Origin of the sequence: Hymenobacter segetis, assembly GCF_038448715.1 — a bacterium.
Lineage (GTDB): Bacteria > Bacteroidota > Bacteroidia > Cytophagales > Hymenobacteraceae > Hymenobacter > Hymenobacter segetis.
This window is the reverse complement of record NZ_JBCEVZ010000054.1, coordinates 13,288-31,958: the sequence shown is the minus strand read 5'-3', so window position 1 is coordinate 31,958 and position 18,671 is coordinate 13,288. Positions and strand designations below refer to the sequence as shown.

Genomic DNA, 18,671 nt, shown 5'->3' with positions numbered 1-18,671 from the left:
TGAGCGCCTTGCGCGGACCTTGGAGCGGGTGGCGGGCCGTGGGTGTATTTGTGGTGCTGCACCTGCTGGCTTACCCCGCCTCCAACGGCTACAACTCCTACTACGATAAGGACGAAGGCAGCATCGGCGGGCTGAAAGCGCCGCCCAAGGTCACGCAGGAGTTGCTGCATTTAGTTTGGCTGTTTGATGCGCTGGCCGTGGCGGGGGCGGCGCTACTCTCGCTGCCATTTGCTGCGCTGGTAATAGCGTATTTGCTGATATCGAAAGCCTACAGCTATGAGGGAATTCGGCTGAAGAAATACCCGCTGCTGAGCACGCTGGTGGTGGTGGTTTTCCAAGGCGCGTTCACGCTGTTGATGACGCAGGTGGGCGTAGGGGCCGCGCCGGAGCAGCTTTTTGAAAAGACCAATTTGCTGCTGGCGTTGGTCAGCACGCTGTTTTTGTGCGGCTCTTACCCGCTCACGCAAGTATATCAACACGAAGAAGATGCCCGGCGCGGCGACCGCACCCTGAGCCTACGACTGGGCATCCGGGGCACGTTCATCTTTGCGGCTATCGGGCTGCTGGCGGGTGCGGCGGCGCTGGGGCTGGCCTACTGGCTGCGCCAGGAAATCCGCCCGCTGCTGATTTTTCTGGTAGCTACCGGACCCGTGGTGGCGCTGTTCAGCCGCTGGGCCTGGGCCGTGTGGCACGACGAACGCGCCGCCGATTTCGAGCACACCATGCAGATGAACCAAGTTTCGTCGTTGTGCTTAAGTGCAGCCTTTATCGCCATGCTGCTCTGGCGCTGAGCGCCGGCCGTGTGACGGCGGTAACTCAGGCGGCCCCTCGCCGCGTATCAACAAGGTATTTCACTTCAATGGCTACTATCATGCGTACCACCCGCCTCTTCCTGTTACTGCCGCTGCTGGCCGCCTGCAACTCTACTCCTTCGGCTGTAAATGAAGGCTCGGTTTCCCAGATGGATGACCGTCAGGGGCCGGACAGCACCACCGCGCCAACAGCTACCAATAGCGCCCTGCCCGCCCCCGACACCGCCCACACCAAAGCCGTTTCGGCCGTGCGCGATACGCTGCGCGTGTCGCGCATAGCGCACAATTTCAGCCGTCCCAAAGGCCCGGCCGACAAATTCCAGCTCATATTTCGCGGCCCGTCCATCCTCGAAGGCACCGGCGAATTTACCATCACCGACCCCGAGGGCCAGGTTATTTTCCGCGAAATGCTGACCGAGCCCGACCTCGAAGCCGCCCTCGTGTATGAGATGAAAGGCCCCACCGCCACCCGCGCCGAGCGCGAAACCTTCGTGCTTCGCCGCATCGACCGGTTTTTCCTGCCGGCGCAGTTTCACACGCCGGCCGTGGCGGCCAAAGCCACGTTCCCGGGCGGCATCGAAAACCTCGACCGCGCGACCTGGAACGACCTGCAAAAACGGCCCGACGCCATCGGCTTCGAATACCTGAAAGGTAAGGAAGACCGCCGCCAGATTGCCTGGTCGCCCATAAAAAAGCAGAGCGTGCGGGTGCGCTAACGCCACATGGCACGAGTACCCCGAATTATTTAATTCGGGACACCAGAACATCAGTCGTTCTAACTGCCCGATTCCTGCAGCAACAGCTGCTCCAGCCCCGCCCGCATCTGCTCAAACGGCTGGTAGCCCCGGGCCAGTACGTAGCCCTGCTCCCCTATCCGGACCACCGCCGTGGGAAAGCCCTGTACGCCAATGCGGGCCACCGCCGCAAACTCCTGCCGGGCAGCCGTGGCCGTTTCCGGCGCGGCAAAACGGCGCAGGAATTCCGCCTCATCCACCCCGAACGGGACCAGCAGCGGCACATAAGTAGCGGCAGCATTTAAATCCTGGCCATCCCGAAAAAAGGCCGTTTGCACGTCGTGGGCGAAGGCTACGGCGCGGGCCGGGTCCTGCGTCAGGTGCCGAAACGCTACGATGGCCCGGCTCGGCGGCTCCGAGTCGTAGTAGTAAGTCCCGGCTTCGCCCAGTGCCTTGAACGGCTCGCCGAATTCCACGCCGGTCACGTCTTCCACCTGCACTAAGGACTGGCGGATGTAGTCCCAGCTTTCAGAAATCGGGCCGGCATCGTCGTCACGCACCATGCCGCCGCACAGTACCGACACGTCGACGCGCCCTGCAAACTCGCGCTGCACCTGATTGATAACCGGGCTCATGCCGTAGCACCAGCCGCACAGCGGGTCGTGAACATAGAGCAATTCGGGCAGCTGAACGATGGGGTCAGGATTCATACGCGCTTTTTTTCTGCCAAAAATAGCGCCCTATTGCTCGCCCGGCGGCTTATGTGAAGTGGGCGAAACTTATTTTCAACAATGATGAATTTATTCCTTCAACCCATAGTTTGCTCCGTGATACCTAGCGTTATTCAAGTGGATAATTTTTATACGTCCATTTATTATTATTGACGATTATTATTCTACCGACAGCCCGTTGCAGCAATGCAGCGGGCTTTTTCGGGCTCAATTTACACAATTGAATTATTTCAATAAATTGAATAATTCAATTAATCAGCCAAAATCTAAATCCATTAAAAAAGGCCCGTTGCATTGCTGCAACGGGCCTTTTTTAATTTGGTAATCAGGCTTACTAGCCGTTCATGGCCAGCAGGAATTCTTCGTTGTCCTTGGTGCCTTTGATGCGGTCCTTGAGGAATTCCATGGCCTCGGTGGCCGTCATGTCCGACATAAACTTGCGGAGCACCCACACGCGGTTCAGCTCGTCCTTGCTCATCAGCAGGTCTTCGCGGCGGGTGCCGGAAGCCGGGATGTCGATGGCCGGGAACACGCGCTTGTTGGCCAGCTTGCGGTCCAGCTGCAGTTCCATATTGCCGGTGCCCTTGAATTCCTCAAAGATAACCTCGTCCATTTTGGAGCCGGTTTCGATGAGGGCAGTGGCGATGATGGTGAGCGAACCGCCGCCTTCCACGTTGCGGGCCGCGCCGAAGAAACGCTTGGGCTTTTGCAGCGCCCCAGCATCGATACCACCCGAGAGGATGCGCGACGAGCTAGGCTGCACCGTGTTGTAAGCCCGGGCGAGGCGGGTGATGGAGTCGAGCAGAATCACCACGTCGTGGCCACACTCTACGAGGCGACGCGCTTTATCCAACGCCATTTCGGCAATTTTTACGTGGCGGTCGGCCGTTTCGTCGAAGGTCGAGCTGAGCACTTCGGCCTTCACGGTGCGGGCCATGTCGGTCACTTCCTCGGGACGCTCGTCGATGAGCAGCACCATGAGGTAGACTTCGGGATGATTCTCGGCAATGGCGTTGGCGATTTCCTGGAGCAGCACCGTTTTACCGGTTTTGGGCTGGGCCACGATGAGGCCACGCTGGCCTTTACCGATGGGCGCAAACAAATCGAGCACGCGGGTGCTGATTTGGCTGGGCTTGGTGGTCAGCTTCATGCGGTGGTCGGCAAAAAGCGGGGTGAGGTGGCTGAACGGCACCCGGTCGCGGACTTCTTCCACGGTGCGGCCGTTCATGCTTTCCACGCCCACCAGAGCGAAGTATTTCTCGCCCTCGCGCGGCGGCCGGATGGTGGCCACCACCGTATCGCCAGCCTTCATGGCAAACTGCTTCACCTGCTGCGGCGACACGTACACGTCGTCGGGCGAGCTGAGGTAGTTGTAGTAAGGCGAGCGCAGGAAGCCGTAGCCACCGTCGGGCATCAGCTCAAACGTGCCGCCACCGGGCACCACCAAATCCAGCTCCTGACGCTGTGGACGCTGGTTCTGCTGGTTTTGGTTCTGGTTTTGGCCTTGGTTCTGGCCCTGGGGCTGGTCGGTGCGGGGCGAGCCGTCGGGATTTTGCTGGCGCTGCTGGCGTTGCAGGTCGCGCTGGGCGTAGCGCTCCTCGCGGGTCAGGTTGCGGTTGTTATTATTGCCTTCGCCGCGGGGCTGGTCGTTGCGCGGCTGGTCCTGGCGGGGCTCACGCTCCTGCCGGGGCTGGTCGCTGCGGGGCTGCTGATTATCGCGGTTTTCGCGGGGCTGCTGGTCTTGGCGGGGTGCGCGCTGCTGGTCTTGGCGGTTATCGCGCACTTCGCGGTTGTCGCGCTCGAAACGGTCGGCGCGGTTTTCGCGGCGGTCGCCAAAGCCGCTGCCACCGAAATCGCGGCGACCGTTGGAGTTGCCCTCACGGGTATCGGTATTGGGTTCGGCAGCGGGCGCGGCAGCAGCGGCGGCTTCATTAGCAGCTTTTTCGGCGGCCATTTCGGCGGCACGCTGCTCGGTGATGGGCCGGCCGGCGCGGTCGACGCGCTCCCGGCGGGGGCGGTCAGTGCGGGGGGCAGTGGCGGCAGTATTCTGGGCGTCGGTGTCGGCCGCCGCTTCAGCGGCAGTGGCTGGAGCCTGGGCCAACGTAGCACCGGTAGCTTCGAAAGGTGCCACCAAGGCTAGGCCCTCAATAGAATCCAATATTTCAACCGTGGGAGCCGGCGCGGCAGCAACTACCGAAGCAGGCTCTTCAGCCACTGAAACGGCGGCTTCGCGGCGCGGCTCGCGGGCTGGACGGCCGTTTTGAGCTTTGGCGGCGGGCGGCGCGACATCGGAAAAAGGCTGTTCGGCCGTGCTAGGCGCGGCACGGCGGGTAGCGGTGCGGGCAGGCCGGGCAGAGTTGGCGGCGGGCGCGACAGTGGCCGGAATGGCTGCTACCGGCGCAGCAGCGGCCGGGGCGGCAGCAATTTCGGCCGCGCTGGGGGTGAGGGCCTGCTGGTCAAGGATTTTGTAAATCAAATCCTGCTTGCTGAGCCGTTTAAAGTTGCCGACGTTTAGCTTTTCGGCAATTTCCTTGAGGTCGGACAGCAGCCGGTCCTTCAACTCGTTAATGGTGTGCATAATGGGGATAAGGGGGGAACATCTGGCTGTAAAGCACTGGGGGCTGGCGGCCCGCTTCGGCCCACTGGGGGCGCAAAAAAGCCAGCTACGGCACGGCGGCGGGGCCGCGGGAAATATTAATTCGCGGGGTCCGAACGAGCTACTAGTGAGCGGCGCACGGCGCGAGATGAATACGCAGGAAAATGAGGTGCAGAATGGGCCGCTGGAAATTCAGCAAACAGGCGGACCAACGACGGGCACTACGGCCCGCGGGCCCGACCAAGGCGGCCGGTTGCTCCCGCAATGTTAGCGCATTACGGACAAACTGCCAAATCGGATGCCTTGCGGATGGCGTGGGAACACGGGGCGCGGCAAAATAAGTTGCGTGCCGCGCCAAGGCTTTCGTAGCCAAGGCGGTGGTGAGGTCGGTTTTTACTTACGACCTTTGCCCGGCTTACCCCAACCTGCCTCATGCTGCAACTTTCCGTTCTCCGCGACCAGACCGACCTTGTGCTGGCCGGCCTTGCCAAAAAACGCTACGCCACCGGCCCCGCCGACGTGGCCGCCATCCTCGACCTCGACCAGCGCCGCCGCCAGCTCCAGACCAGCCACGACTCGGCTCAGGCCGAAGCCAACGAGCTGGCCCGCCAAATCGGCGGCCTCATGAAGTCCGGCGACAAAGCCGGGGCCGAAACACTGAAGGCCCGCACCGCCGAACTCAAGCAGCATACCCAGAGCGCCGCCGCCGAGCTGGCCCAGGTGGAAAAAGAGCAACAGCAGCTTCTGTATAAGCTGCCCAACCTGCCCCACGCCAGCGTGCCCGAAGGCCGCGCCGCCGCCGATAATGAAATCGTGCGCGAGCACGGGACCAAGCCCGAACTCGGACCCGACGCCGTGCCGCACTGGGATTTGATTAAGAAGTATGACATCATCGACTTCGAGCTGGGGGTGAAAATCACCGGCGCAGGCTTCCCTGTTTATAAAGGCCAAGGGGCCCGCCTGCAGCGCGCGCTCATCAACTTCTTCTTGGATGAGGCCCGCAACGCCGGCTACACCGAGATGCAGCCGCCCATTCTAGTGAATGAGGCCAGCGGCTACGGTACCGGCCAGCTCCCCGATAAGGAGGGCCAGATGTACCACGATGCCAAGGACGACCTCTACCTCATCCCTACGGCCGAGGTACCGCTGACCAACATCTACCGCGACGAGATTATTCCGGTTGAGAAGCTGCCCGTTCGCATCACCGGCCACACGCCCTGCTTCCGCCGCGAGGCCGGCTCGTGGGGGGCCGATGTGCGTGGCCTCAACCGCCTGCACCAGTTTGATAAGGTGGAAATTGTGCAAATCACGGGGCCCGAACACAGCTACGCCGCCCTTGATACCATGGTGGCCCACATCGAAGGCTTGCTGCAAAAACTGGAACTGCCCTACCGCGTGCTGCGCCTCTGCGGCGGCGACATGGGCTTCACCAGCGCCCTGACGTTTGATTTGGAGGTGTGGAGCGCCGCCCAGGGCCGCTGGCTGGAAGTGAGCTCGGCCTCAAACTTTGAGACGTACCAAGCCAACCGTCTCAAGTGCCGATACCGGGCCGACGGCGGCAAAACCCAACTGCTGCATACGCTGAACGGCTCGGCGCTGGCGTTGCCACGCATCGTGGCCGCGCTGCTGGAGAACAACCAGACGGCGGAGGGCATTAATCTGCCAGCAGTGCTGCACAGCTACTGCGGGTTTGAGAAAATCGGGTAGTCGCCTGTCATTGCGCGTGTAACGAAACGCGGCAATCCGTCCTGTAAATACCAGAAACGACCTTTTACCAGAAAGCCCCGATACTTCGCAGTATTGGGGCTTTCTGGTAAAAGGGCTTTATCACATCTCAGAGTTGGTCACATCGAGAGGACGGATTGCCGCGTTTCGTTACACGCGCAATGACAGACGGGCAGGCCACTCACCGACGACTCCTAATAATCCGCCATCTCCTCATCCAGATAGCACCAGAGCCACCGTTCACCGGGCTCGGCCGATGACACGACTGGGTGCTGACTGGCGTGGAAGTGTTTGGTAGCGTGCTTGTTTCGGGAAGAGTCGCAGCAGCCGACGTGGCCGCACTGCTGGCATACGCGCAGGTGCACCCACGTATCGCCAAGGGCCACGCACTCGGGGCAAGCGTATTCGGGGGCATTTTTGAGGCTGGTGAGGGCCGTGAGGTGCTGGCAGGGTTCGGTTTCGGGCATGACGGGGGCGGGTTTGGAGGAAGACAACTGACCGGCCGGAATTGCCCGGCTCATGAAATATAGCAATTCTTTTTGCGAGCCGGATGGCGAAACCGTCGAGCCGCTGGCCGAAACCGGCGATTCGGTAGCAGCGGCGGGAATGTTAGGGGGCAGTTTTGGGTAATCAATCAGCCAACGGATTCCTTAACCGCCTAGTCCCTATCGTCATGGAAAGAAAACACTTTTTAAAAAGCCTCCTGATGGGCACTGCATCGGTACCCGTGCTGCTGTCGGCTTGCAGCAAGGACACGGTGACGCCTACTTCTACCAGCACCGGCACGACGGGTACTACCGGCACCACGGGCACCGGCTCGGGCAGCTGCGCCGTGGCCCCCACCGAAACCGAAGGGCCATTCCCCACCAAAGTGCCGTCGTCGTATGTGCGCAGCGATATCCGCGACGGCAAAACGGGCTACCAGGTGGATATCAGTATCAATCTGACCAATAGCAACAGCAGCTGCGCCGCTTTGGTGGGCGCGCTGGTTGATATCTGGCACTGTGATGCCGAGGGCAACTATTCGGAATACGGCGGCTCGGGCATGCAGGCCACCAACTATCAGTCGGTGCACTTCCTGCGCGGCCGGCAGGTGACGGACGCCAACGGGCAGGTGAAGTTCACGAGCATTTTTCCGGGCTGGTATTCGGGCCGCGCCACGCACATTCATGTGCATGTGTATTCGGCCACCGGCACTTCGCTGAAAGTCACGCAGATTGCCTTCCCCGAAGGGACCGGCACGGCCGTGGCCGCCGTGAACGGCTACGCCAAGGGCCTGAGCGGCTACACTTCCAATGCCACTGACAACGTGTTCAGCGACGGCGTGGCGCAGGAGCTGGCTACTGTAACGGGCAGCACGGCGGCGGGGTTCCAGCTGGCGTTTTCGATGGGCGTGCCGGCGTAGAATCAGAAGTTCTGAACGGTCATGCTGAGCGCAGTCGAAGCATCTCTACCGCTTCGTTGACACGATTGAATTACTCTTCGCGGTAGAGATGCTTCGACTGCGCTCAGCATGACGGCGTTTTTTATCTTTCGCGGCCCGTCCTCCCCTACCCATGCCCGACCGCCTCATCACGCTTTGCTACCGCAAAATCATTGATGCCACCGCTACCCGCTCCTGGGACCAGCTGGTATGGAACGACAGCTACGCCGAGTTCCGGCTGCAGGCGCAGAATTTCAACCCCGGACAGCAGTACCGCTCGTTTGGCGAAATCCTACATTTCATGCCGGGGGCTGAGCGCCTGCATTTTCTGGTGAGCGGGGCCGTGACGGGCTATGTGCAGCAACTGAATGAGCGGATGCCCGACATTACCGACAACCTAGGGCGGCAGTTTCTGCGGTTCAAGCGGTTTCAGTTCGAGCTGATTAACTCTGATTTGCAGGATAAGAGCAAACATCAGATTGCGGTCAATTTTGTGTCGGAGCCGCTGCGCTGGCACGATACCGTGGGGGCATTTCTGGTAGTATCAGAGGCTTCGGCGGCAAGTGATGCTGACGAAATCCTGACGCATCTGGTGCCGCTTCAGCCGTTTCTCAGCATTTATTCCATCCTCACGCCCGCTTCCGATGATAGCGCAAACGCCGGGTAAAATCTTTCTGGCCGATGAGCGGGGGCTGGCCGAATCGGACCGGTTCCGGCGTTACAGCACGTTCAGCTTCGGGCCGTGGGCGCACCCGCACAAGGGGCCGTTTGGCCGTTTGTACGGCCTGAATGAGGAAACGCTGGCTGGCGGCCACGCGCTGGATTTCACGGTGGTGGAAGCCTCGCACGTTGTCGTTATCCCCATCACGGGGGCCGTGGCGCTGGGCAGTTTTGGGCAGTCTGAAACCACCGTGAGCGTGGAAGAAACTACCGTGCTGACGCTGCCCGCCGGCAGCACGCTCCGCGTGCGCAACCCCTATAATACCGAGTTAGTGAGCTTGCTGTACCTCTGGCTGCTGGCCGATGCGCCAGTGGCCAACAGCAGCGAGCAGCGCGGCAGTTTCAACAGCGAAGCCATTCATAACCAGCTGACGCGGTTACTGCCAGCGACGGCCAATCCGCTACCGTTTACCGTGAGCCTGGGTCGTTTTGCGGGCCGTCAGGAAGCTATTTATCAACTAGAAAACCCAGCTAATACCGTATTTGTATTTGCTCTAGCTGGGGCTTTCGAAGTCGAAAGCCGCCTGATGCACGAAAAAGACGGCCTGGCCTTGTGGAACGTGGCTGAAATCGAGCTCGAAGCCCTGAGCAACGATGCCCTGATTCTCGTGCTGGAGATGGCCCCGCGGGCAGCCTGAGCTAGCGCCCATCGCGGGCCGGGGGCAATTCCAGATTCAGCGTTTGCTCGCGCATGCACTTGAAATGGCCTTGCGGGCACTTGGCAAACCCGATTTTGGAGCACGGTCGGCAACTTAGCCCCTGCACTTCCAGCACCTTGAATTCGGTGCAGTACGGGTACATGCCGAAGGCGGGCACGGTATTGCCCCACACGCTGAAAATCTCCTTGCCGAAAGCGGCTGCAATGTGCATCAGACCGGTATCGTGGCTCACCACAAAATCGGCCTGCCGCAGCAGCGAGGCTGATTGGTGCAGTGAGTAGCGCCCGCAGCCTTGGTGGATTATTGGGTTTTCCTGGCTTACGGCTGCTATCAGCGCCTCCGCCACGGCGGCATCTTCCGGGCCGCCGAGGAGCATGATGGGGCGCGGGGCCAGTTTGTGGCACAGCTCCACCAGTTTCTCCAATGGCAGGCGCTTGGTGGCGTGCTGCGCGCCAATGGCCACGGCCACGTAGCCGCTGGCGAAATCGGCGGGGAGCGTGGCTAGGTCTACTTCCTGGCCAGCGGGGATGAAGTAATCGAGGCCCCGGCCGTCGTCTTTAACTCCCAGCGGTGCGGCGGCGGCTAGGTAGCGCTGTACGATGTGCACACGCGGCAGCTTATCAATCTTAAAATTGACCAGCAGCCACTTCTGCCAGTTCAGCTTGTCGAAGCTGCTGGATTTCACGCCCAGCCGCAGCTTGATGAGCCGGGTGCGCAGGTTGTTGTGCAGGTCGACGATGTAGTCGAACCGTTCGGCTTTCAGCGCTTCCACCAACTCGCCTAGGCTGCCGTTGAGGCAGTGCACTTTGGTGATGTAGGGGTTGGGCTCGAGCAGGCTGCGGTAGCCGGGCTTGGTGGCAAAATGCACCTCCGCGCCCGGTATCTGCTGCGCCAGCGCTCGCACCACGGGCGTGGTGAGGACGATGTCGCCGATGGAAGAAAAGCGGAGAACGAGGATTTTCACACTACTCAAACAACGACTTCTTGTATTCCAGCGGCGGCTTTATGGCGGCTTTGCGGGCTTCGAAATAGGCTGCCACTTCCTCCACCGACTTGGCGTTGAACGTCATTTCCTTCGTCAAATGGCCTTTGCGGCCCATCAGCACGCCGTAGCGCATGTCTTCGTAGCCGTTGGTGTGGTGGGCGTCGGGGTTGATGCTGAGCATTACGCCTTGGTCGAGGGCGTAGCGCACCCAGCGCCAGTCCAGGTCGAGGCGCCAGGGGTTGGCGTTGATTTCGATGATGACTTGGTGCTGGGCGCAGGCATCGATAACGGCTTTGTAGTTGATGGGGTAGCCCTGGCGGCGCAGCAGCAGGCGGCCGGTGGGGTGGCCCAGCATGGTCGTGTAGGGGTTTTCGATGGCGCGTAGCAGGCGGTTGGTCGCCCGGGCCTCGTCCATTTTCAGGTTGGAATGGACGCTGGCCACGATGAAATCGAAACTGGCCAGCACGTCGTTGGGATAGTCGAGAGAGCCGTCGCCCAGAATGTCGCTTTCGATGCCTTTGAAAATGCGGAACGGGGCCAACTCGGCATTCAGCTGGTCGATTTCCTGGTGCTGCTGGCGCACGCGCTCCACGCTCAGGCCGTTGGCGTAATGGGCGGCCTGGCTGTGGTCGCAGAGGCCGAGGTACTCGTAGTTGTGGTCACGCAGCCAAGTGGCCATTTCGCGGATGCTGTGATTGCCGTCGGACCAGGTGCTGTGGTTGTGCAGGGAGCCGCGCAGGTCGCCGTCTTCGAGCAGGCGGGGCAGCTTTTTCTCAGCGGCTAGGGGAATTTCGCCTAGGCCTTCGCGCAGCTCGGGCACGATGAATTGCAGGCCGGCTTTCTCGTAGAGCGCGTCTTCCTGCTGAAACTTCTCGCGCCGCGCCCACTGGCGCAAGGTGGAGTTGTGGATTTGCGGGTTGGTGGGCTGCGGGATGGGTTCGCTCAAATGTGCTTCAGCGGCGGAATTCAGGAAAACTTCGGTCGTAAAATCCTCGGGCTTCACCAGCAGCACTTCGATTTGCACCCCTGATTCGGTAGCCGTGCCGCGCCAGGCAAACGGCCCCGAGCGGCGCGGGTCGGGCGTGAGGCCGGCCGTGGTGTTCAGCAGCTCGTGCGCTTTGGTCAGCTTCTCGGCAGCGGCCACGAGGCTCACGGTTTCCACGGTTTCGAGGCGGCGGCGGATTTCGCCAGCCACGGCTACCTGTTCGGTTTTCAAGCCGTCGCGCAGTAGCTGGGCCAGCTCATTGCCCAACTTTTCGGCCTGCGGGTAGAGGAGCTTGCCCTTGCTCTGCCCCGCGAATTCCAGGGCTTCGAGGATGCTGTCCTGGGTCTTTTTGCCGAAACCTTTGAGCTTGCTCACCTGGTCGGTTTCGGCGGCTTCGCGCAGCTGCTCGATGGTTTCGATGCCCAGCTCGCGCCACAGGCTGCGGATTTTCTTCGGGCCAATGCCTTTGATGCCCAGCATTTCGACTACGCCGGGCGGCGTCACTTCCAGTAGGCGCTGCAGGTCGGAGAAGGTGCCGGTATCGAGTAGCTCGGCCACTTTGGCGGCGGCGGTTTTGCTCAAGCCGGTGCGGTCGGGCAGGCCGGAGCGCTCTATTTCCGAAACCGGAAAGCTCAGGGCATCAAGGGCGTTGGCCGTGCCTTCGATGGCGCGGATTTTGAACGGATTTTCGTCGTGCAGCTCCATGAGCTGGGCGGCCAGCTTGAAGGCACGGGTCAGGGCGCGGTTATCCACGGGGAAGGGGCTTTTAGGGGCACGAAGGTAGTTTATCCTGGGGCTTACGTGGTACGGCAGCGGGCGGCCAACCACCTCAATGCGGCCATGCCACGCAAGCAGGCAGTACCTTGGTTGCCGGGCCGGGAGCGCGAACCATCTCGCTCAGACGGCCCCATTGCCATGTTCAAACCGACTTTTTCGGGCCGGCTGTTGCTGGCCCCGCTCCTGTTGCTGGCCGCCTGCGAGCGGCACAAGCCGGCCGTCGTCACCTCCTCCCCTACTTCCATGAAGCAGCTGGAAGGCACCTGGTTGGCCTCGCACGAAGAAAACCGGGGCGATACGCTGGTGTACCGCCCCAACACCTACAAATTCCCGCCGACACGGGGCCGCACGGGCTTCGCCATCAAGTCCTTCGGCCGGTTCGAGCAGTTCGATATCGCGCCCACCGACGGGCTGGCCGGCCACCCCGGCACCTGGACCGCCGACGGCACTACCCGCCTCATCATCCACCTCACCGACGGCCACGAACCCAACTACACGCTTGAAATTCTGTCGCTGAATAATAAAGTATTGAAACTGCGGCGAGTGAAATAAGGCATTTGCACACTAAATCAGCCCTTTCAGCGCTTGGCTGGTGCTAGGGGCACCGGCATTTCACGGCATATTCATTTCCTGGCAGGAGTTTTGGCATAACGCGGCAAGCAAAACGCCCCCGGCTCCGTATTTCAACCTCTGACTCCTGCCATCGTAGAAACCAGCAGCGTTTGGGCGGCATTTTTCGCAGTCTTTCACCTTTTACGTGCTTATCATCATGTCCTTCGTCCCTTCTTTCAGCCCCGTGCGGGCCTTCGCCCTTGGCCTGGCCCTCGTTAGCCTGGCCCCGGCCCACGCCCAGAAAACCACTGTTAAAACGAAAACCAGCAAGGTTAAAACCAAAACCAGCGCTGTGCCCAAGCCCCCCGTAAGCGAGCCCAAAGAGGTAGCCGCCGCCGCCGTGCCCATGGAGCCCACCCCGAAATCGCCCGGCGTGTCGGCCCCGCAGGTGGTGAAGCCCGAACTGCCCGCTGAATGGATTTCTGACCTCGGCGCGGCCCAGGCCCAGGCCAAAGCCACCAACCGGCCCATTCTGGCCGTTTTTTCGGGTTCCGACTGGTGTAAGCCCTGCATCATGTACGAGCAGGAAGTTTTTGCCAAGCCTGAGTTTACGGCCTATGCCAAGGACAAGCTGGTGCTGGCCCACTTCGATTTTCCGCGCATGAAAAAGAACCAGCCCACCGCCGCCCAGCTCAAGCTGAACGAAGCGGCCGCCGCGCAGCTCAATAAGGAAGGCGACTTCCCGCTGGCCGTCGTCATCGCGCCTGATGGCAAGGTGCTGGCCAAAACCGGCTACATCGCCGGCGGCCCGGCCGCTTTCGAGGCTTACCTGAAAAAGGTGGTGCCCACGCTGTAGGAAATATTGCCGCTGAAGGGCCGGCTGGCCCCGAACCAATGCCGGCCCTTCGGACTTTGCCAGTAGTATGCACACGAATTTAAAACCTGGAATCGCCGTTTGGGCGCTGCTGGCTATGCTTTTTTCGGCATGGACGGGCAGCGCCCAAACGGTTTCGGCCCAGCGCCACACCTTCACGCGCAGTGCCCACCTCATGGGCTCGCACTTTACTTTTACGGTGGTGGCCGACGATGATTCGGCCGGGCAGCGGGCACTGCGGGCGGGATTGGGTGAAGTGAAGCGCATTGACCGGCTGATGTCGTTCTGGGATTCCACATCCGAAGTGGTGCGCATTAACCGGGCGGCGGGCGTGCGGCCGGTGGCCGTGTCGCCCGAAACGTTTGACCTGATTACCCGCACGTTGAACCTGTCGCGCCTCAGCGGCGGCGCGTTCGATATCACCTTCGCCAGCGCCGATAAGCTGTACAAGTTCGACCGGCAGGCCCACCCCGCCCTGCCCGATTCGGCGGCCATCCGGGCTTCGGTGCGGCGCATTGGCTGGCAGAAAATCCAGATGGATGCCGCGAAGCACACGGTTTTTCTGCCTGAAAAGGGCATGCGCATCAATCTGGCGGGTATTCTGCAGGGCTACGGCCTGCGCCGGGCCAAGCAGGTGCTCGACAAAATGGGCATCAAAGGCGGGCTGATGAATGGCTCGGGCGACATTTACTGCTGGGGCCGACAGGCCGACGGCTCGCTCTGGCGCGTGGCCATCGGCGACCCCGACCACCCCAACAGCGTGGCCGCCTGGGTCGATGTGACGGATATGGCCGTGGTCACGGCTGGCAACTACGAGCAGTATTTCACGGTGGGCAAGCAGGTGTACGGCCACATCATCAACCCGCACACCGGCTACCCGTCCATCGGTCTGCGCTCGGTCACCATCCTCTGCCCCGACGTGGAACTGGCCGATGGATTGGACGAAGTCGTCTTCGTGAAAGGCCCAACCGCCGGTTTGGCTTTCATCAACAGCCTGAAGGGCGTTGATTGCACGCTGATAACCGACGATAATCGCACGTTGGCCTCCCGGGGCATGACGTTGAACTACTACCACGGCGCGACTCCGGCCGCCCGCCCCTGATTTTTCGTAACTTAATGATTGTGAAAAAAATCTCTCTATCTGCGCACCCCCGGCTGGCGCTGGGGCTGTTGCTGCTGCCCCTGGGGGCAGCGCTGCCCAGCTGCGTATCGGTGAAAGCCTACCAGAAAGTGTACCTCAACGACGAGGACATGAAGCTGGCCAGCAAAACCGTGGAAACGCCCGAAACCAACTTCGAAAGCTACCGCGAAGGGGCCGGCGGGGCTAATGGCGGCAAAGTAGGCGGCGGCTGCGGCTGCAATTAATCACTCTGTATCAGCCCGACTTCTTGAAAAATCTCCTATTCCCGCTGCTCGCCCTGAGTGCCTTGGCCACCCCGGCCCTGGCCCAAACCGGCACCACGCAAAACCCGAACCGCATCGACGGCTACGGCGCGCCCGTGAGCCCCTCGGTGCCGGTGAGCCGCGCGGCCGACGAAACCACCATCGACATCATCGGCGGCTACTACCAGCAGGACGGCAGCCACGGCGCGGTGGAAGGCGGCCGCGGCACCCAGCAGCTCACCGACGTGCCCCCGGCCATCATCGTAAACGTGCCGCTGGATACCGTTAGCCGGCTGACGGTGAACGTGGGGGCTGATTTCTACGCCTCAGCTTCGACCGACCGCATCGACTTTGCGCTGAGCACGCCATCGGCGCACGATGTGCGCTACCACGGCGATTTTGGCTACAGCCGCGAGCAGAAGGCCAAGGGCACCATCTGGGGTGTGGGCACGGGCGTGTCGAAAGAATATGACTACCTCTCGTTCAACCTGGCCGGCTCCTTCGCCAAAACCTCGCAGGATGGCAACCGCCAGCTGAGCCTGGCCGGGCAAGTGTTTTTCGACCGCGTGACGCTGATTCAGCCGTTGGAGCTGCGGGAAGGGTATTCGACCGGCGCTACCACCAACCGGGGCGAAAAGAATTATGGCTCCGATACTCGCCAGACTTACAATTTCACGGCCACCTATTCGCAGGTACTCACCAAGCGTTTACAGGCGGCTATTAGTACCGAACTGGTGTCGCAGAATGGCTTGCTGAGCACGCCGTTTCATCGGGTGTATTTCCGGGACAACACGATTCTGAACCCTGCTCCAACCAGCGTGGGCGACAATTTCGCGCCCCGTGTGGCCACGGCGGCCCGAATCGAGAACCTACCCCGCGCCCGCTTCAAGTACCCGGTGAGCCTGCGGCTGAACTACTATGCTTCTGACCTGGTCCAGATTCGCGGCTTCTACCGCTTCTATAATGACAATTTCGGTATCACGGCCCACACGTTTGAAGTGGAGCTGCCGGTGAAGGTGACGCCGTTTTTCGTCTTGTATCCCTTCTACCGCTACCATACCCAGACGGCCGCCAAATACTTCGCGCCCTTTATGGAGCACTCCATCAGCGACACGTATTATACCTCCGATTACGACCTGTCGGCTTTCTCGGCCAACAAAATCGGCCTGGGGCTGCGCTACTCGCCGGTGTACGGCATCGGCCGTTTCCACGTGCCGGGCAAAAACGCGCAGGGCTTGCCCCGCGTCATGCGCTTCAAATCACTGGATTTGCGCTACGCCAACTACCAGCAAACCGGCTCCACCATCTACACCGCCGCCAACCGGGCCGACCTCAAGGCCAACATCATCAGCTTCGATTTGGGCTTCGCGCTCTAAAAACCGGGGCATTTGCGCCCGGCTTTATTTTCTTTGTGGTGTGTAAACCAACGGCCGGCCGGCATCAATGCCAGTGCCGGCCGTTTGCGTGTCGCCACCCTTTACTTACTTACTTACTTACTTACTTACTTACTTACTTACTTACTTACTTACTTACTCAGTTACTCAGTTACTCAGTTACTCATTCAACGCTTGAAACACTGGCTCGTTAAATCGGAACCCGAAGCCTACTCCTGGGCCACCTTCGTGCAGGAAGACGGCACTGCCTGGACCGGCGTGCGCAACTACCAGGCCCGCAACAACCTCAACCTGATGCAGCCCGGTGACCTCGTGCTCTTCTACCACAGCGTGAGCGAAAAAGCCATTGTAGGCCTGGCCGAAGTGGCCGCCCTGGCCATCCCCGATGCCACGGCCGAAGCCGGCTCGCCCTGGGTGGCCGTGCCGTTGCGGCCGGTGCAGCCACTGTCCCGGGCCGTGGGCCTGGCCCAGCTCAAGGCCGATGCGCGGCTGGGCGAGCTGGCCCTCATCCGGCAGTCGCGCTTGTCGGTGCTGCCGGTGCGGCCCGAGGAGTTCGATGCCATTCTGGAACTGGGGGCTGAATAACCATTTTCGAGACCAGACAAAACGCAGAATTCGGTTGTAACTTTAAAGCAGTAGCCGCGCGTTAGAAACGAGTATTCACGGTTACTTTTTACGGCGTACGGGCATGAAACTTCGCTACATCCTGCTGCTGATTTCGTTGGCAACGCTGGCCGCCCCGGCGGCGGTGCACGCCCAACCAAAGCCCCCGCTGCCGCCCCCCGCCAACGCTCCCCGCCAGCCGGCCCGCACTGAGCTGCCGCTGGAGCGCCACGAGAGCGAAGTGCACGTGCAGCCCCTGGCCACCGATAGCACCGTGGTGCTACTGCTGGGCCGCGACCGGCCGCTGTCGAACAAAACCAAGTTTGCCTTTCAGCAGTACGACCGCGACCTGCACCTGCGGCAGGAGCTGCCGCTGGAAATTGACGAGGAGTTTGATTTTGCCCGCATGTGCGCCGAGGGCACCACGGTCTACGCCCTGTTCACGTCGCACAACAACCCCGGCCGGCTGCTGGTGGCCGCCTTCGATGGCCGCGTGAGCCAGACCCGCACCCAGACCTTCGACACCAAGCTCAGCCGCGAGGTGGTGGAGCTAAAGGCCCTCGACGGTCGCCTGTTGGCCACCGTGCTGCTCAACGACCAGCAGCACGTCACGGCTCTGCTGCTCGATGTGGCCACCGGCCAGATGCAGTACCTGCCCTCCGTATACGAGCCGCTGCCCACCCAGCTCACCTTCGTGGCCGATGCCGCCAGCCGCCGCGCCGAGTACGTGCTGAGCCAGACCAACGGCCGCAAAAGCCGCCTGCTCCTCAAGCGCCTCACCGAAAAGGGCCAGCTCGTGAGTTCCGAGTTTGTGCAGGCCGAGAGCGAGCGCAGCCTCATCACCGCCCAGCTTACGCCCCCGCAAGACACCACCGCCCGCCTGCTCATGGGCACCTATTCGCTTCGCGACCCCACCTACGCGCAGGGCCTGTTTGCCACCGACCTGAGCAAGGGGGCCAACACCGGCGCCAAGCCGCCGCTGCGGTTCTACGATTTCCTGCACCTCAAGCACTTTTTCGACTACCTCAAGCCCAGCCGCCAGGCCCGGCTGCGGCTGCGCACCGAGCGCCGCATTGCCCGCTCGGTGCCGCCCCTGCGCTGGCACTACCGGCTGCTGCTGCACGAGCTGCTGCCCCAGCCCGACGGCGGCTACGTGCTGGTGGCCGAAGTGTACTACCCCCACTACCGCTACAACAGCTACGGCAGCTACAACGGCCCGCTCTACAGCGGCATCGGCAACCAGTATGGCTCGCCCTACGGCAATGCCCGGATTTTTGATGGCTACGAAACTACCCATGCCCTGGTGTGCGGGTTCGACCGCGCCGGCAACCTCATCTGGGACAACACCTTCGTGGTGGAAAACCTGCGTCGCTCCGAGCTCGAAGAAGCCGTGCGCCTGCAAGCCCTGCCCGATGGCCGCCTCGTGCTGGCCTACCTCGATGAAAACAAGCTGCGCTACAAGCTGGTACGCGGGGCCGAGTCGTCGCCCAACGACCAGCAGGTGCCCATCCAAATCGGGGCCGGCCCCGCCGATAGCGGGGCCGAACACGCCACCGACACCTACCAGGCCGACCTGCTGCCCTGGTTCGGCAGCCGCTTCGTGGCCACCGGCTACCAGCACGTGCGCGTAGAGCATGGCAAAGACCGGGACGTATTTTTCCTGAATTCGGTGGTGTTCTAAGCTGGGATGGTCGGGTTTATTCGCTTGGCGAATAACC

Annotated in this window: 18 protein-coding genes; 13 read left to right on the top strand and 5 right to left on the bottom strand. The window is 61.4% G+C overall.

What is annotated here, in order from left to right:
* Both AAFH49_RS17600 and AAFH49_RS17595 read left to right on the top strand, forming a co-directional pair.
* Positions 1 to 791, top strand: a 791-nt coding sequence (locus tag AAFH49_RS17600; protein WP_342300227.1) for a UbiA family prenyltransferase, incomplete at its 5' end; no start/stop codon positions are given.
* 80 nt (positions 792 to 871) lie between these two features.
* Complete coding sequence (locus AAFH49_RS17595; protein ID WP_342300226.1) at positions 872 to 1,528, top strand: hypothetical protein; 657 nt, start codon at positions 872 to 874, stop codon at positions 1,526 to 1,528.
* 59 nt (positions 1,529 to 1,587) lie between these two features.
* Here AAFH49_RS17595 and AAFH49_RS17590 read toward each other — a convergent pair whose 3' ends face one another.
* Both AAFH49_RS17590 and rho read right to left on the bottom strand, forming a co-directional pair.
* Complete coding sequence (locus AAFH49_RS17590) at positions 1,588 to 2,256, bottom strand: DsbA family protein (RefSeq protein ID WP_342300225.1); 669 nt, start codon at positions 2,254 to 2,256, stop codon at positions 1,588 to 1,590.
* 355 nt (positions 2,257 to 2,611) lie between these two features.
* Positions 2,612 to 4,855, bottom strand: coding sequence for a transcription termination factor Rho (gene rho / locus AAFH49_RS17585; protein WP_342300224.1), 2,244 nt, complete (start codon positions 4,853 to 4,855; stop codon positions 2,612 to 2,614).
* Positions 4,856 to 5,305: 450 nt separating this feature from the next.
* Here rho and serS point away from each other — a divergent pair, with 450 nt between their 5' ends.
* Complete coding sequence (gene serS / locus AAFH49_RS17580) at positions 5,306 to 6,580, top strand: serine--tRNA ligase (RefSeq protein WP_342300222.1); 1,275 nt, start codon at positions 5,306 to 5,308, stop codon at positions 6,578 to 6,580.
* A 212-nt stretch (positions 6,581 to 6,792) separates the two neighbouring features.
* Here serS and AAFH49_RS17575 read toward each other — a convergent pair whose 3' ends face one another.
* Entirely contained in the window at positions 6,793 to 7,065 is a 273-nt protein-coding gene (locus AAFH49_RS17575) for a UBP-type zinc finger domain-containing protein (RefSeq protein WP_342300220.1), read from the bottom strand.
* A 206-nt stretch (positions 7,066 to 7,271) separates the two neighbouring features.
* On the opposite strand from AAFH49_RS17575, the gene AAFH49_RS17570 reads away from it, so the two are divergent.
* From AAFH49_RS17570 to AAFH49_RS17560, 3 genes are all read left to right on the top strand, one after another.
* Complete coding sequence (locus AAFH49_RS17570) at positions 7,272 to 8,003, top strand: dioxygenase family protein (protein WP_342300218.1); 732 nt, start codon at positions 7,272 to 7,274, stop codon at positions 8,001 to 8,003.
* 151 nt (positions 8,004 to 8,154) lie between these two features.
* The gene (locus AAFH49_RS17565; protein WP_342300217.1) at positions 8,155 to 8,688 is read left to right on the top strand and encodes a hypothetical protein; all 534 of its coding nucleotides are present in this window, start codon (positions 8,155 to 8,157) and stop codon (positions 8,686 to 8,688) included.
* Complete coding sequence (locus AAFH49_RS17560) at positions 8,666 to 9,379, top strand: pirin family protein (protein WP_342300215.1); 714 nt, start codon at positions 8,666 to 8,668, stop codon at positions 9,377 to 9,379. The genes AAFH49_RS17565 and AAFH49_RS17560 overlap by 23 nt, the downstream gene beginning before the upstream one ends.
* A gap of 1 nt (position 9,380) precedes the next feature.
* Here the strand turns inward: AAFH49_RS17560 and AAFH49_RS17555 are convergent, their stop codons facing one another.
* Entirely contained in the window at positions 9,381 to 10,364 is a 984-nt protein-coding gene (locus AAFH49_RS17555) for a glycosyltransferase family 9 protein (protein ID WP_342300213.1), read from the bottom strand.
* A 1-nt stretch (position 10,365) separates the two neighbouring features.
* The gene (locus AAFH49_RS17550) at positions 10,366 to 12,123 is read right to left on the bottom strand and encodes a DNA polymerase/3'-5' exonuclease PolX (protein WP_342300211.1); all 1,758 of its coding nucleotides are present in this window, start codon (positions 12,121 to 12,123) and stop codon (positions 10,366 to 10,368) included.
* Between the two features lie 162 nt (positions 12,124 to 12,285).
* Here AAFH49_RS17550 and AAFH49_RS17545 point away from each other — a divergent pair, with 162 nt between their 5' ends.
* From AAFH49_RS17545 to AAFH49_RS17515, 7 genes are all read left to right on the top strand, one after another.
* Entirely contained in the window at positions 12,286 to 12,699 is a 414-nt protein-coding gene (locus tag AAFH49_RS17545; RefSeq protein ID WP_342300210.1) for a hypothetical protein, read from the top strand.
* A gap of 217 nt (positions 12,700 to 12,916) precedes the next feature.
* The gene (locus AAFH49_RS17540; protein ID WP_342300209.1) at positions 12,917 to 13,555 is read left to right on the top strand and encodes a thioredoxin family protein; all 639 of its coding nucleotides are present in this window, start codon (positions 12,917 to 12,919) and stop codon (positions 13,553 to 13,555) included.
* A gap of 115 nt (positions 13,556 to 13,670) precedes the next feature.
* The gene (locus AAFH49_RS17535) at positions 13,671 to 14,675 is read left to right on the top strand and encodes an FAD:protein FMN transferase (RefSeq protein ID WP_342300208.1); all 1,005 of its coding nucleotides are present in this window, start codon (positions 13,671 to 13,673) and stop codon (positions 14,673 to 14,675) included.
* Between the two features lie 65 nt (positions 14,676 to 14,740).
* A complete protein-coding gene (locus AAFH49_RS17530) occupies positions 14,741 to 14,938 on the top strand; it encodes a DUF4266 domain-containing protein (RefSeq protein ID WP_425293343.1) in 198 nt (65 codons plus the stop codon).
* Positions 14,939 to 14,961: 23 nt separating this feature from the next.
* Positions 14,962 to 16,332 (top strand): DUF3570 domain-containing protein, encoded by a 1,371-nt coding sequence (locus tag AAFH49_RS17525; RefSeq protein WP_342300205.1) that lies wholly within the window; start codon positions 14,962 to 14,964, stop codon positions 16,330 to 16,332.
* Between the two features lie 192 nt (positions 16,333 to 16,524).
* Complete coding sequence (locus AAFH49_RS17520) at positions 16,525 to 16,935, top strand: EVE domain-containing protein (protein ID WP_198067726.1); 411 nt, start codon at positions 16,525 to 16,527, stop codon at positions 16,933 to 16,935.
* A gap of 103 nt (positions 16,936 to 17,038) precedes the next feature.
* Positions 17,039 to 18,634: a hypothetical protein gene (locus AAFH49_RS17515; protein ID WP_342300203.1), complete on the top strand. Its 1,596-nt coding sequence runs from the start codon at positions 17,039 to 17,041 to the stop codon at positions 18,632 to 18,634.
* Positions 18,635 to 18,671 lie beyond the last annotated feature (37 nt).

What these genes read in the sequence shown, in the direction of transcription:
- AAFH49_RS17595 (WP_342300226.1), top strand. Translation starts at nt 872, where the DNA reads ATGCGTACCACCCGCCTCTTCCTGTTACTGCCGCTGCTGGCCGCCTGC.
- AAFH49_RS17590 (WP_342300225.1), bottom strand. Translation starts at nt 2,256, where the DNA reads ATGAATCCTGACCCCATCGTTCAGCTGCCCGAATTGCTCTATGTTCAC.
- rho (WP_342300224.1), bottom strand. Translation starts at nt 4,855, where the DNA reads ATGCACACCATTAACGAGTTGAAGGACCGGCTGCTGTCCGACCTCAAG.
- serS (WP_342300222.1), top strand. Translation starts at nt 5,306, where the DNA reads ATGCTGCAACTTTCCGTTCTCCGCGACCAGACCGACCTTGTGCTGGCC.
- AAFH49_RS17575 (WP_342300220.1), bottom strand. Translation starts at nt 7,065, where the DNA reads ATGCCCGAAACCGAACCCTGCCAGCACCTCACGGCCCTCACCAGCCTC.
- AAFH49_RS17570 (WP_342300218.1), top strand. Translation starts at nt 7,272, where the DNA reads ATGGAAAGAAAACACTTTTTAAAAAGCCTCCTGATGGGCACTGCATCG.
- AAFH49_RS17565 (WP_342300217.1), top strand. Translation starts at nt 8,155, where the DNA reads ATGCCCGACCGCCTCATCACGCTTTGCTACCGCAAAATCATTGATGCC.
- AAFH49_RS17560 (WP_342300215.1), top strand. Translation starts at nt 8,666, where the DNA reads ATGATAGCGCAAACGCCGGGTAAAATCTTTCTGGCCGATGAGCGGGGG.
- AAFH49_RS17545 (WP_342300210.1), top strand. Translation starts at nt 12,286, where the DNA reads ATGTTCAAACCGACTTTTTCGGGCCGGCTGTTGCTGGCCCCGCTCCTG.
- AAFH49_RS17540 (WP_342300209.1), top strand. Translation starts at nt 12,917, where the DNA reads ATGTCCTTCGTCCCTTCTTTCAGCCCCGTGCGGGCCTTCGCCCTTGGC.
- AAFH49_RS17535 (WP_342300208.1), top strand. Translation starts at nt 13,671, where the DNA reads ATGCTTTTTTCGGCATGGACGGGCAGCGCCCAAACGGTTTCGGCCCAG.
- AAFH49_RS17515 (WP_342300203.1), top strand. Translation starts at nt 17,039, where the DNA reads ATGAAACTTCGCTACATCCTGCTGCTGATTTCGTTGGCAACGCTGGCC.